Origin of the sequence: Brevundimonas vesicularis (assembly GCF_900445985.1) — a bacterium.
Taxonomy (GTDB): domain Bacteria; phylum Pseudomonadota; class Alphaproteobacteria; order Caulobacterales; family Caulobacteraceae; genus Brevundimonas; species Brevundimonas vesicularis_D.
The window spans coordinates 66302-78543 of the sequence record NZ_UAQP01000014.1; the positions used below are offsets into that span (position 1 = coordinate 66302).

Here is a 12242-nt window from a genome sequence, read left to right on the forward strand (position 1 = left end):
ACGTCGTTGACCTGAAAGTGGCTCAGACCGTCGTCCGGCCCCACTTACAGTCGCCGTAAGAAGGCCGGGACATTCTGACATTCGCCGTCATGGGAGGACGACGACGGGAAAGGCGACGGCCATGGCCGCATGGCCCGGCGGCGGCCCGGAGACGCCGCCGCGATGCGGCCGTCCATCCAAGGCGTCGACCAACCAGCCGGCCAGAGAACCGGGCTCGGCGGGGGTTTCGCCTCGGTCGCCTGGACCGCTGGTGGAAGCGGCGAGATATCGCAGATCGGCCGGAAAACGCGTCGCCGCCGGAATGGCGAGGATGGCGAGACGCTCCATGACCGCGTTCCGCTCCGACACGATCCGCAAGGCGGCGCTCCGCCTCTCCCCCGGCGCCAGACGCACAGTGTCCGACGGATGCAGGCTGGGGCCGACAACGCTCCCGTCTGCAGACAGATAGAGCAGGTTCACGTCCAACGTCGCGCGGCCCGTATTGACCATCTCGACATACAACCTGTCACAGGCGCGCAACGCCGGCAGGGCCATAAGCGAGACGATCCGCGCCGTGGCGGGCGGCGCCTGCGCATCGACGGCATCGCCGCACAGCCCTGCCGCAGATCGATCAAGTTGCGCGACGATCGACAGGCTGTCGGGCGCCCAGCCTCCGCCCAGCGCAGCGATCGCCATCGCCACGCGGTCGGCCGGCGACTTCGGTTGACCGACGAGGGGTGCGATCCGCGCCGCCACCGCGTCTGCCGATCCCGCTTCCAGCACCGAACGCCCGAGGCCGGTCGAGGCGATCCGGCCATAGCCCCGAACCGCTTGATCTTCGTCCTCCAGCACGACCTGCTCATCGGTCGCCAAACCCTCCTCCAACCCGGCTGTGAGCAATGTCTGGGCGCCTCGGCGCACGATGGCGAAGCGCCTTTGTCGTCCGGCGACCACGTCGAGAACCGGGCCGTCCAGGTCGCCTTCGAAGATCGGGCGGGGGGCGTCCGGCCCCAGCCGGCCATCGGCGGACAGCAGACCCGCCGCCAGATCGCGCAGGCTGCGGGTGCGACCGGCGTCGAGGCTGCGGATCAGGGCGTTGGAGAAGGCCGAGCCCTTGTCGGTCGCCAAGGCCAAGCCGTCGTCCCCGGCGGCGTAGAAGCCGACGAACGCTCCCGCCGGACCCTGCGATGACGACGCACCGCCAAACCCCGTCTCCTGCCGGTTGAGCACGTCCGGTCCGCGTCTGGCCGAGCCGCCCCGCGAAACGGTTTTCACCTGGCCGCCCTGCGCCTCGCGTCCTCTCGTCACGCCCGCCGCGTAGCAGGCGTCCACCACCAGCCATACATCCGCACCCCGTCGGCGCAACCGCGAGACAGCGGCCGCGATTTCATGGTCCGCAATCACGCCGCCGGCCGGGCGGCCGCCGGCGTCCAAGGCGGCGTCGGAGGCGAGCCAGACCTCCTCCAGCCCGTCCGCCTCTTGAGTTCCAGCCGTCGCCAGCCGCTGACCGCCATGCCCCGAGAAGTAGATCAGCACCCGGTCGTCGGGCTTTACCTCTCGCTCCAGAGCCGCCAACTGCTCCAAAATGGCGGCGCGGCTGGCCCCGTCCGGGCTGTCGTGATCCGAGATCGTCTTGATGGCCGCCTCGGAAAGGCCCGCGACCTGCAGCGATCGGCTCAGGCGCGTCACATCCTGGTCGGGCGCGGCAAGGCGGAAGTCGGACGGCAGACCGCGATATCGCCCGATCCCGATCAACAGAGCCCGGCTCTCGGCGCTCGCGTCGCCTGCCCAAAGCCCCATCCCAAGCGCGAGCAGCAGCCCGAACGCGGCTCGCCCCCTAGTTGGTGCCATAGGCGTAACGATTTGCGGCGGCGCCGAGATTGCGGACCTCGACCTGATAATCGCCGGGCTCGCGCGCCGTCCACGCGCACAGCTTGACGTCGCCCGGACCGGCCGCCTGACAGACCAGGCCCTTGCCGGCCTTGACCGTCACCGCCAGCGGCGCGTCCCCGTCTCCTTCGACATAGACGACCGCGGGCCGACCCGGCGCGAACCGCTCGCGAAAGACATGGGCCTGCCCCGCTGGCAGCCGCGCCAGCGACATCAACGGGCCGCCCGTCCTGCCCTTGTACTCCATGGCCCGGATCGACGTGATGAAGGCCAGGATCTGCGCGTCACCTTCGGCCAGCACTTCCGCTTCGTTCAGCCAGACCTCCGCGATCTGAGGCCAGGTTCCTTCATCGGTCGATTCCCCCTCCCCGTCGCGCAGAGCGGGTTCGGCCGGTTCGGGCTGAGCCGTGCGTAGGGGCGCGGGCGTGGAGAGACGCAGCCTCGCCGCCGTCGCCAACAGCCAAGGATCGCCGCGCTCCCTTCCGAGACGCGCCAGACGCGCCGACAACTCCAAGGTCTCAAACGGCGCCGCCGCCGTCTCCGTGGCGGCATCCATTTGAAGGGCCGGCGCGGACAGCGATTGGGCCGCCGTCGCCTCGGCGGTCAGACCGGACGCAAGGATACCGAGGCAAAGCATTCGAACGAGCATTGTTCTTCTTGCCTCATACTCGGCGACCATCGCAACTTACGAGCCTTGTCAGCCCCGCCCAGCCGCGCCGCAGCCTAGGATGGGGCCCGAAGGAGGCCGACATGCGCATACTCTTGCTGGAAGACGATGGCGACGCCGCCGATCGCGTGCGCTCCGCGCTGGCCGACGTCCCCGATCTGGACCTGGTGTCGCACGCCACCGTCGCCGCCGCCGTGAAGACGGCAGCCGCCAAACCGTTCGACGTCCTGATCCTCGACCGCATGGTCGAGGACGGAGACGGGCTGGAGGGTTTGACGCAACTGCGCGCATTGGGGGTCCGCACGCCCGCTCTCGTCCTGTCCAACCTCGCCGCGACCCGGCATCGGGTGGAGGGGCTGGACGCCGGCGCCGACGACTATTTGGTCAAACCGTTCGAGGCCGAGGAACTGGTCGCGCGTCTGCGCGCCATGCTGCGGCGCGGCTCGACACGCGGCCATCCCGAGGTCTTTCTGCTCGGCGAACTGGAAGTCCGGGTCAAGGCGCGCACCGCCCACTGGCGCAACCGCCACCTCGACCTGTCGCCAAAGGAGTTCGACATCCTCGCCTTTCTGGCCGCCAATCACGATCTGGTGGTCTCGCGCCAGATGCTATGGGACGCCTGCTGGCCCGAGTATCGGATTCCGCCGCAGATCAACGTCATCGACGTGAATCTGTCGCGACTGCGCGCCAAGATCCAGGCCGTCGCGGGCGCGCCATTGATCGAGACCGTACGCGGCCAGGGCTTCATGCTGTCGGACGGCGCAACGGCGTGAATGGTTTGCGCAAGACCCAGCCTCGCTCCAGGCGCGCCTCGTCCGTCGCACGCCTGTCGCTTGCTTACGCCGTCGTCTTCATCCTCATTTCGGGTCTGTTCTTCGCAGGAGCCATGCATCTGGTCGCCCAGAAAAACCGCGAACGCCTCCAATCCCTGGTCTTCGCCGACAGCCGCGACCTGAAGACCAAGATCGACGAAGCGCCGTCGGCGCTCCGCCTCGACATCGCCCGCGCCATCGTCGGCGCCCGGATCGCCCAGGGCAAGGATCGCGTCCAGTATGCGCTTGTCGCGCCCAACGGGGACTGGTCCGGGAATCTATCGGCCTCCAGCATAAGGGTGGCGCGAGATGGCCGGCTGGTCCTGGCCACGCGCGGTTGGCTGTCGGTCGCGGCGATCGACCGGGTCGGTCTGGGTCAAGGCGCCTATATTCTGCTCGGTCGAACTCAGGACGAAGCGGGACTGGAGCGTGACGTCATGGCCGTCGGCCTGCTCGCACTCGCGCTGGCGGCTCTCGTCGCCTTCGTCATCGGCCCCATCGCCAGCCTGCGCCTGGTCCGCCGCGTCGAAGCCGTCAACCAGGCCTGCGAAGACTTCGGGGCGGGCGACCTGACCGCCCGCGCGCCCGGCGCCGCTGCGTCGGATGAGTTCGGCGCTCTGGCCCGGTCAGTGAACGCCATGTTCGAGCGGATCGACGCCCTCGTGGGCGGCCTGCGAGAGGTTTCGAACCAGGCGGCGCACGACCTACGCACGCCCATCGCGCGCCTGCGCTCAGACCTCGACACAATCCGAACCGCCGCCACCCTCGACCAGGCGCGCACGGCGGCCGAGGCCGCGATCGCCGAGACGAACGCCATACTGGAGACGTTCGACGCGCTGCTCGACCTCGCAGAGATCGAGGCGGGATCGACCGTCGTCCTGTCGCCCGTCGATCTGTCGGTCGTCGCGCAACAGGCGGCCGATCTCTATCGACCTGTCGCCGAGGACGCCGGGATCGCGCTCACGCTGGACCTCCAGCCAGCCCATGTCGCCGGCGAACAGGCCCTGCTGATCCGCGTCGTCGCCAACCTGCTCGACAACGCCATCAAATACTGCCCCCGCGGCTCAACGGTTCGGATCGCCGTTGAGCCGGTCGAAGGCGGTGTCGAGCTCTCGGTCGCGGACGATGGTCCCGGCGTTCCCGCATCCACGCGAAGCGAAATGCTCAGACCGCGCACGCGCGGCGCCATGACGTGTGCCCCAGGTCTCGGCCTGGGGCTGGCCTTGGTGTCGGCCGTCGCCGCACGGCATGCCGCCGAGCTTCGACTTGAAGACGGACCATACGATCGAGGCCTTCGCGTCGTCCTCAGCTTTGCTGAACGTGATGCGGACGCCTGATCATCGGTCTGAAGGATATCACGCAGTTGCAGATAAGTTGCGGCTGATCGGTTGTAACTGAACCTTCACGGATTTCGCCTGTCACGATTGCCACTGCCGACACGGCCTTAGTGGGGGGGCGGGAGGATGCGAGGGTGGATTGGATATTCAAAGGCCAGACAGCGGACACGCTGAACGTCCGCAATGAGTCATAGGCAGACATTCCACCTCGACTGCTCGATCCTGCCTTAGCTTGTTTTTCGCGTCTTAAGTTGGATTCGTGCCAGCCTTAACTTGCACCGACACGAAGATGGCGACCCCGGCAGGACTCCAACCTGCGACCTCGGCTTTAGGAAAGCCTTGCTCTATGCAGCTGAGCTACGGGGCCACGCAGGACGCCGTAGCGGGTCGGGGCGGCGGGGGGAAGTCGGGGCGGCGAAAAAGTGGGGCGCGGGCCGGTCGGGCGCTTGTGGTTAAGAAGGCTTAACCTACCAGATATCGCAGTGAACAAAGGACGAAACGGGCGATGTCAGCGATTCGGTCCTGATTCGTTTCGCCCTTGTTCCGCAAGAACGGAACGGCCGTTAACCGACGGGCGGGACGTGGGCGATCAGGGCGCGAAGGCCCTCCAGAAGGCGGTCGGAATCGGCGCTGGACTGGCCCTGCGTGGCCAGGGTCAGGCGAAGCGCGCGCACGTGGACCTCGACCGACGGCCAAGACCATGCGCCGGCGTCCTGCATCCGGTCTGCGATCTCGCAGAGGCTGAAGGCGGCCTCGAAGAAGGTCGGCACATCGAGATAGCCGGCCATGTCGACCATGGCGGAGGCCAAGGCGTAGATCTGGGCCGGAGCATCGTCTGGACGCGTGGCGCACAGGGCCGCGATGGCGTCGACGTTGGCCGCCAGCAGAGCGAAGACGTTGTCGCGCTGTTCGTCCAGCGCCTGGTTGGCGCGAGACTCGGCCTCGACGATCAGACGACCGCCCGGACGCGCCATCTCGCGCTGGAGCGAGGTGTGGACCCGGCGGATTTTTGCCGGCTTGGGCGCGGCGGCGGACCCGGTCACAGGCTGACCTTCATCGGCTTCAACAGCATGTCGATCTCGTCCTGGTCCATGTTTTCTTCCACCGCCTCGCCCAGGTCGCCGGACAGGTCGCTTTCGCGACGACCGTCTGTGCCGGGCGGCGGGCCGTAGTTGTGCACCCGGCGGTCGGGGCCGATGTAGTGTTCGGTCTCGACGAAATCCCGGTCCTCACCGCCCAACCAGATGATCCGCTTGAGCAGCAGCGAGGGCGACAGGGGCTTGGCGACGATGAAGCTGGCGCCGCAGTCGCGGCCCTGGTGAACCTTGGCTTGCGAGGCGTGACCCAGGATCATGATGACGGGCACATAGCGAGTCGGCGCAGGCGCGTCGCGCCGCAGCCAGCGGACGAAGTCATAACCGTCCATGTCCGGCATGATGCAGTCGATGAGGATCAGATCGACCGACCGTCGCGCCAGCAGCTCGACCGCCGCCTGGGCCGAGGTGCATTTGATCTGCTCCTTGCAACCGAAGCCCTGAACGATGGAGGCCAGCATATCCAGCGACGTGGGCTGGTCGTCGATCAGAAGGACCGTCGTGTGCGCTAGGTTGACCCGATCGCTCTTGGCCATGGCGTCAGAACAGCATCAGGTCGCCGGCGTCGGCGGTCGCTGCCTGCCGCTGCTCGCCGGCGGCGGGACGGAGGCGGCCGGCCATGTCGGCCAGCGACAACCGGCTGACGGCCTCGGACGGGCTGGCGCCGCCGCCCAGCATGCGCAGGACGCCGGACAGAGCCTCGAGACGTTGGGTCAGGGCATCCAGGGCCTGAGCCTGGGTCAGGGCGTTTGGACGTTCCTCCGGCGGGGCGCGGCGGACCAGATCGCTGACCAGGGCCTCGATCCCGTCGATGCCTTCGCGCACCAGCATCAGCTCGTCGGCGACGGCGGCCAGCAGATCGGCGTGTTCGGGAGGGGCGCTCATGCTCAGAACAGTTCCAGGGCGCCGGTGTCGACCGGGGCCATGACGGGCACGGGCTTGGGCGCGACGACGTCGGTCACGGCGCGTTGCAAGGCCCGACCGGTGACGGGCCAATAGTGCAGGCGCCGGCCGCCGTCGCCACGCAGGCTGCCGCCCACCACGGGAATGCCTTCGTCGCGGAGGAATTTCTCGGCGAAGTCGGCATTGCTGCGTCCGACGTCTCGCAAGGAATCGAACATGCGGCCGCCGCCGAACAACTTGGCCTCCAGCCGGTCGCGCCGGGCGCCGGCCTTGAGCATGTCGTTGATCAGCAGTTCCATCGCATAGGCGCCGTAGCGACGCCCCGCGTCGGTCCCGGCGCCCGAACCTTCGGGCAGCAGGAAGTGGTTCATGCCGCCGACGCCGGCCAGCGGATCACGCACGCACATGGCGACGCAGGAGCCCAGGATGGTGCTGAGGACGACGTTGGGATCGGACGTGATGTGGTGCTCGCCCTGACCGACGTGAACGCGTTTTTCGACCGTGTCCTTCAGCGCCGCGAACGTCATGTCAGAGGACCGAAGACGGCTTCCAGCTTGCCCTTCAGCTGGGCGACGGTGAAAGGCTTGACCAGGTAGTTGTTGACACCGAATTGCACCGCGCGCTGGACCAGTTCGCGGTCGGCGCGGCCCGTCAGCATGATGAAGGCGGTCTTGGAGGTGGGGGGATGGGCGCGCACGGCGCGCAGCAGGCCCAGCCCGTCCAGGTTCGGCATATTGTAGTCGGAGATGATCAGGTGCGCGGGCTTGGATACGATTTCGCGCAGGGCGATTTCGCCGTCGGCGGCCTCGCGGATTTCGCGCACGCCGAGCTGTTGCAGGCTGGTGCGGACCAGCGAACGCATCGTCATCTGATCATCAACGACCAGGCAGTGAAGTGAGGCGGCGGCGGGCATAGGTTACGCTCCCGGTTAGGCGACTGACCGCGCGGCCGGATCGGCGCACAGTTCGAGAATGGCGGGGGACAGGCGGTGCAGCGGCAACTGCCGCTCCACGGCGCCGATTTCAAAGGCGGCCTTGGGCATGCCGTAGACGACGCAGGTCGCCTCGTCCTGACCCAGGGTGCGGCCGTCGGCCTGGCGCATGGCCAGCAGACCCTTGGCGCCGTCGCGGCCCATGCCGGTCAGGATGACGCCGGTCATCGGCCGCTTCAGCCGAGCGACGGAGTCGAACATCACATCGACCGACGGACGGTGGCCGTTGACCGGATCGCTGGCGACCAGTCGGCAACGGGGCGTCAGGCCGGCGGTCACCTCCAGATGGGTCGCGCCGCCGGGGGCCAGATAGATATGCCCCGGCTTCAGCGGAGCGCCGTCCACGGCCTCGCTCACGCTCGGGGCGCAGACGCGGTCCAGACGCGCGGCGAAGCTGGCGGTGAAGGTCGCGGGCATGTGCTGGGTGATCACGGTCGCGGGGCAGTCGAGCGGGAAGCCGCTGAGCACGGTCAGCAGGGCCTCGACCCCGCCGGTGGACGACCCGATGGCGAGGATATGATTGGGATCGGCGTGATAAGTATGCGGCGCCGTAGCGCCGGCCGGCGTATCGCCACGGGCGCGAACGCGCGAGCGGGCGGCGGTCTTCACCTTGCCGATCAGGTCGTGGAAGGCGTCGACGCTGGCGACGGCGGGCTTGGCCACAGCATCCACGGCGCCGATTTCCAGCGCGGCCAGGGTCACGTCCGTGCCCGCCGCCGTCAGGGTCGAGACCATGACCACGGGCATGGGCCGCAGCCGCATGATCTTTTCCAGGAACTCCAGCCCGTTCATATTGGGCATTTCGACGTCCAGAGTGATGACGTCGGGGTTCAGGGCCTTGATCGCGGCGCGCGCCTCGATGGGATCGGCGGCGGTGCCGACGACCTCGATCTCAGGGTCGGACTTCAGGGCGGCCGAGATCAGCCCACGCATGGTCAGGCTGTCGTCGACGACGAGGACGCGCACGGGGCTCATGCGCCACCCAAACGGTAGGTGGTCAGGCCGGCGGTCTGCAGCTGGCTGGTCGCCGGGCCGGAGACGCGTTCGGAGTGACCGATGTAGAGTGTCGCGCCGGGATTCATCAGCGGAGTGAACCGCTTCCACACCCGTTCCTGGGTCGCGTCATCGAAATAGATGACGACGTTGCGGCAGAAGATGACGTCGAACTTCCCCTTCATCGGCCAGTCGCCGATCAGGTTCAGTTCCTTGAAGCTGACCAGACGCTTCAGTTGAGGGCCCGCGACCCACTGGCCGCGATCGGCGCGGTCGAAATATTTGCGCCACAGGGTGACGGGCGCGGGCTCCAGCGCTTCTTCCGAATAGACGCCGTCATGGCCCTGGGCGACCATGTTGGGGTCGATGTCGGTGGCCAGGATGCGCACGTCCAGCTCCGCCGCCTCGGGCAGGGCCTGGAGTACGGTCAGGGCCATCGAATAGGGCTCCTGCCCGTTCGAGCAGGCCGCCGACCACAGGCGGACCCGGCCGCCGGCGCGGGCACGCGCCGCCAGTTCGGGCATGACCCGGTCGCGCAGGTCGTCGAAATGGTGCGGTTCGCGATAGAAGCGGGTGACATTGGTGGTCAGGGCCGCGGTCATCTTCTGGCGCTCGTCGACACCATCCACGCCCTCGACCAGGGCGCAGTAGTCGCGGAAGCTGGTCAGGCCCAGGGTGCGAAGGCGCTTTGCCAGGCGCGAATAGACGAGCGCGGCCTTTCCCTCGTTCAGGGCGATGCCAGCGTGGGCGTGCAGCATCTGGGCGATGTGGCGAAAATCGTCGGCGGTGAAGACGAACTCGCCCTCGACGATGGATCCCCGGCCGGCGGCGGCGGTCATGCGGCTTCGGCCTCGACTTGCGGCAGGATGTAATCCAGTTCGATCAGGCTGATCATGCGCCCGTCGATGGAGAAGATGCCCTTGACGAAGGTCTTGACCTGATCGCTGGCGACGTCGGGCGTCGGCTGCACCGATGCGTCGCTCATCTGCAGGATGTCGGACACCGCATCGACCAGCAGGCCGACCATGCGGCCGCCGATATGGGCGACCATGATGACGTGACGCGCCGTCGGTTCCGAGGTCGTCAGACCGAAGCGTGCGCCCAGGTCGATGATCGGCAGGACCGTGCCGCGCAGGTTGATGACGCCCTTCATATAGCCCGGCGAGCGGGGCAGAGGGGTCGCCGGCGTCCAGCCGCGGATTTCACGCACCGACATGATGTCGACGCAGAATTCCTGACTGCCGATGCGAAAGGCGATCAATTCACGCTGGAGATCTTTGGCTTCGGTCATGGTTCAGCTCGCGAGCTTGAAGTCGGGACGGACGGATTTGCGGCGCATGTCGGTGACCAGCACGTCGACATCTAGGATCAGGGCCACGCGCCCGTCGCCCAGGATGGTGGCGGCGGCGACGCCCTCGACCTGCTGGTAGTTGGTTTCCAGGCTCTTGATGACCACCTGGCGCTGGCCCTGGATGGCGTCGAACAGCAGGGCCGCCTGCTGGCCGCCTTCGGTTTCGACGACCACGGCGACGCCTTCGGTCGGGATCATCGGTTGTTCGCGGAAGCCCATGATCAAGGCCACGTCGATCAGCGGCAGGAACCGGTCGCGGAAGCGGATGACAGGATCCACGCCGCCGACGAAATGCAGGTCGACAGCCTGTGGGGTCAGGCTCTCGACGATGGCCGGCAGCGGCGCGATCAGCGTCTGTTCAGCGGCGGTGACGACCATGCCGTCCAACACCGCCAGCGTCAGCGGCAGGCTGAGGGTGAAGGTGGAACCCTTGCCCGGAACCGAGCTGATGGAGATGCGGCCGCCCAGGGCCTGGATCGAGCGTTTCACCACATCCATACCCACGCCCCGGCCCGAGATGTCGGACACGACGGCGGCGGTGGAGAAGCCCGGCGCGAAGATCAGATTGTCGATCTGTTCGTCGGTCAGGGGCGCGTCGGCGGCGATCAGCCCCTTGTCGACGGCGATCTTCTTGACGCGTTCGCGGTTGATGCCGCGGCCGTCGTCGGAGATCTCGATGACGATCCGACCCGAGCGGTGCAGGGCGGCGAGGCGCACCGTGCCCTCGGCCGGCTTGCCGGCGGCGACGCGCTCTTCGGGCGTTTCCAGTCCGTGGTCGATGGCGTTGCGCAGCATGTGGGTGATGGGCTCGGCCAGGCGTTCGACCACGGTCTTGTCGACCTCGGTATCCTCGCCGGCGGTCACCAGACGAACCTGTTTGGAGACCATGTCGGCGACTTCGCGGACCAAACGCGGCATGCGCTGGAACACCGATTTCACCGGCTGGGCGCGGATAGCCATGACGCTATCCTGGATCTCGCGGGTCAGCAGTTCCAGGTCTTCCATCCCGAGCGCGATGCCGGAGGACCGGGCCAGGCCGCTTTCCAAAACACGCTGCGACAGCATGGCTTGCTGGATGACCAGTTCGCCGACGACGTTGATCAGGCGATCCACGCGATCCAGATCGACGCGGATCGTCACCGGCGCGGGCGCGACGGGAGCGACAGGGGCGGAAGTCGTCGCCGCAGCGACAGGGGCGGCGACTGGCGGAGCGACGGGCGGGACCGGCGCAGGCTCGGGCTCGACCGCGGCCAAGGGGATGGCTTCAGGCTGAAGCTGGGGCTCAGGCTCGGCGGCCGCACCGCTCGCCTTGGCGAGCAGTGCGGCGATGTCCAGCTCGTCGCTGGCGGGCAGGACGGCGGCCGGCTCGTCTTCAAACGCACCGATGCTGGATGCGCCAACTGCGCCGGCCCCCAGGGGCGTGATGGTCAGTTCGCAGTCGCTCTCGACGAAATCGAAGACCTCGCGCACGGCGGCCTCATCGACGGCTGCGGCCAGATCGACGGTCCAGGTCAGGCAGCCGTCCTCGACCGACAGGGCGTCCAGCGTGGGCGTCTCGCTGTCGTCCACGACGACCGTGACCGGGCCGAGGCGGCCCAGTTCGCGCAGAAGCAGGCTGGTCTCGTTGGCGTTGACGTACATCCGGCCCATGGGCTTGAACACGACGCGCCAGCCGGTCGACGGCGCGTCGGCGCCCAAGTCGCCGCCCAGATCCTCGATGGGCAGGGGCGCGGCGTCGTCCAGCGCCATGTCGAAGGCCATGGGGGTGAAGCCGAAGTCGTCTTCGTCTTCTTCGACCTCAACCGGCGCCTCGCCGCCGTGGGTCAGGACCTGCATTTCGGCGACCAGGGCGGCGGACCGCGCCTCGTCCACCGGCGGGATCAGACCCTGGGCCGCCTGAATGTGATCGGCCAGCACGTCGGAGGCGCGCAGCAGGGTCTTGATGGTGATCGCGTCGCACGGCTTACGCCCCGCGCGCAGTTCGTCCATCAGGGTCTCGAAGACGTGGGCGAACCGGACTAGAGCCTCCAGGCCGAAGGCCCCTGCCCCGCCCTTGACCGAATGGACAGCGCGGAAGACGGCGTTGATCGTCTCCAGATCGGTCTGCCCCTGTTCAAGCAGCATCAGCTTGGCTTCCAGGTCGGCGAGCAGTTCGTCGCACTCCTGGAAGAAGGTGGCTTTGATGGCTTCGAAGGCGTCCATTGGTTCGGGGTCCGGCGGGCTTT

The 12242-nt window shown here is 67.7% G+C and carries 13 protein-coding genes and 1 tRNA gene; 2 read left to right on the forward strand and 12 right to left on the reverse strand.

The window, feature by feature from the left end; translation table 11 throughout:
* Positions 1-87: 87 nt before the first annotated feature.
* Together DT343_RS09390 and DT343_RS09395 are read right to left on the reverse strand one after the other, a co-directional pair.
* On the reverse strand, positions 88-1779 hold the full coding sequence (locus tag DT343_RS09390) for a caspase family protein (RefSeq protein ID WP_181669168.1): 1692 nt from the start codon (positions 1777-1779) through the stop codon (positions 88-90).
* 37 nt (positions 1780-1816) lie between these two features.
* Entirely contained in the window at positions 1817-2506 is a 690-nt protein-coding gene (locus tag DT343_RS09395) for a hypothetical protein (protein ID WP_112862694.1), read from the reverse strand.
* 113 nt (positions 2507-2619) lie between these two features.
* Here DT343_RS09395 and DT343_RS09400 point away from each other — a divergent pair, with 113 nt between their 5' ends.
* Entirely contained in the window at positions 2620-3309 is a 690-nt protein-coding gene (locus DT343_RS09400; RefSeq protein WP_112862695.1) for a response regulator transcription factor, read from the forward strand.
* Positions 3306-4685, forward strand: coding sequence for a sensor histidine kinase (locus tag DT343_RS09405; protein WP_181669169.1), 1380 nt, complete (start codon positions 3306-3308; stop codon positions 4683-4685). The genes DT343_RS09400 and DT343_RS09405 overlap by 4 nt, the downstream gene beginning before the upstream one ends.
* 290 nt (positions 4686-4975) lie before the next feature.
* Here the strand turns inward: DT343_RS09405 and DT343_RS09410 are convergent.
* The 10 genes from DT343_RS09410 to DT343_RS09455 form a co-directional block, all read right to left on the reverse strand.
* Positions 4976-5052: transfer RNA gene (locus DT343_RS09410), tRNA-Arg, on the reverse strand.
* A gap of 196 nt (positions 5053-5248) precedes the next feature.
* Positions 5249-5728, reverse strand: coding sequence for a hypothetical protein (locus DT343_RS09415; protein WP_112862697.1), 480 nt, complete (start codon positions 5726-5728; stop codon positions 5249-5251).
* The gene (locus DT343_RS09420; RefSeq protein WP_017505892.1) at positions 5725-6315 is read right to left on the reverse strand and encodes a response regulator; all 591 of its coding nucleotides are present in this window, start codon (positions 6313-6315) and stop codon (positions 5725-5727) included. Before DT343_RS09420 ends, DT343_RS09415 begins: the two co-directional genes overlap by 4 nt.
* Before the next feature lie 4 nt (positions 6316-6319).
* Positions 6320-6664 (reverse strand): hypothetical protein, encoded by a 345-nt coding sequence (locus tag DT343_RS09425; RefSeq protein ID WP_112862698.1) that lies wholly within the window; start codon positions 6662-6664, stop codon positions 6320-6322.
* 2 nt (positions 6665-6666) lie between these two features.
* Positions 6667-7209, reverse strand: coding sequence for a chemotaxis protein CheD (locus DT343_RS09430; protein ID WP_112862699.1), 543 nt, complete (start codon positions 7207-7209; stop codon positions 6667-6669).
* The gene (locus tag DT343_RS09435; RefSeq protein ID WP_039246211.1) at positions 7206-7595 is read right to left on the reverse strand and encodes a response regulator; all 390 of its coding nucleotides are present in this window, start codon (positions 7593-7595) and stop codon (positions 7206-7208) included. Before DT343_RS09435 ends, DT343_RS09430 begins: the two co-directional genes overlap by 4 nt.
* A 15-nt stretch (positions 7596-7610) precedes the next feature.
* On the reverse strand, positions 7611-8648 hold the full coding sequence (locus DT343_RS09440) for a protein-glutamate methylesterase/protein-glutamine glutaminase (protein ID WP_112862700.1): 1038 nt from the start codon (positions 8646-8648) through the stop codon (positions 7611-7613).
* Positions 8645-9505 carry a CheR family methyltransferase gene (locus tag DT343_RS09445; protein WP_112862701.1) on the reverse strand — a complete coding sequence of 287 codons (861 nt, stop codon included), beginning with the start codon at positions 9503-9505 and terminating at the stop codon, positions 8645-8647. The genes DT343_RS09440 and DT343_RS09445 overlap by 4 nt, the downstream gene beginning before the upstream one ends.
* Positions 9502-9957: a chemotaxis protein CheW gene (locus tag DT343_RS09450; RefSeq protein ID WP_017505898.1), complete on the reverse strand. Its 456-nt coding sequence runs from the start codon at positions 9955-9957 to the stop codon at positions 9502-9504. The genes DT343_RS09445 and DT343_RS09450 overlap by 4 nt, the downstream gene beginning before the upstream one ends.
* A 3-nt stretch (positions 9958-9960) precedes the next feature.
* The gene (locus tag DT343_RS09455; RefSeq protein WP_112862702.1) at positions 9961-12219 is read right to left on the reverse strand and encodes a chemotaxis protein CheA; all 2259 of its coding nucleotides are present in this window, start codon (positions 12217-12219) and stop codon (positions 9961-9963) included.
* Between the last annotated feature and the right edge of the window lie 23 nt (positions 12220-12242).

What these genes read in the sequence shown, in the direction of transcription:
- DT343_RS09390 (WP_181669168.1), bottom strand. Translation starts at nt 1,779, where the DNA reads ATGGGGCTTTGGGCAGGCGACGCGAGCGCCGAGAGCCGGGCTCTGTTG.
- DT343_RS09395 (WP_112862694.1), bottom strand. Translation starts at nt 2,506, where the DNA reads ATGCTTTGCCTCGGTATCCTTGCGTCCGGTCTGACCGCCGAGGCGACG.
- DT343_RS09400 (WP_112862695.1), top strand. Translation starts at nt 2,620, where the DNA reads ATGCGCATACTCTTGCTGGAAGACGATGGCGACGCCGCCGATCGCGTG.
- DT343_RS09420 (WP_017505892.1), bottom strand. Translation starts at nt 6,315, where the DNA reads ATGGCCAAGAGCGATCGGGTCAACCTAGCGCACACGACGGTCCTTCTG.
- DT343_RS09425 (WP_112862698.1), bottom strand. Translation starts at nt 6,664, where the DNA reads ATGAGCGCCCCTCCCGAACACGCCGATCTGCTGGCCGCCGTCGCCGAC.
- DT343_RS09430 (WP_112862699.1), bottom strand. Translation starts at nt 7,209, where the DNA reads ATGACGTTCGCGGCGCTGAAGGACACGGTCGAAAAACGCGTTCACGTC.
- DT343_RS09435 (WP_039246211.1), bottom strand. Translation starts at nt 7,595, where the DNA reads ATGCCCGCCGCCGCCTCACTTCACTGCCTGGTCGTTGATGATCAGATG.
- DT343_RS09440 (WP_112862700.1), bottom strand. Translation starts at nt 8,648, where the DNA reads ATGAGCCCCGTGCGCGTCCTCGTCGTCGACGACAGCCTGACCATGCGT.
- DT343_RS09445 (WP_112862701.1), bottom strand. Translation starts at nt 9,505, where the DNA reads ATGACCGCCGCCGCCGGCCGGGGATCCATCGTCGAGGGCGAGTTCGTC.
- DT343_RS09450 (WP_017505898.1), bottom strand. Translation starts at nt 9,957, where the DNA reads ATGACCGAAGCCAAAGATCTCCAGCGTGAATTGATCGCCTTTCGCATC.
- DT343_RS09455 (WP_112862702.1), bottom strand. Translation starts at nt 12,219, where the DNA reads ATGGACGCCTTCGAAGCCATCAAAGCCACCTTCTTCCAGGAGTGCGAC.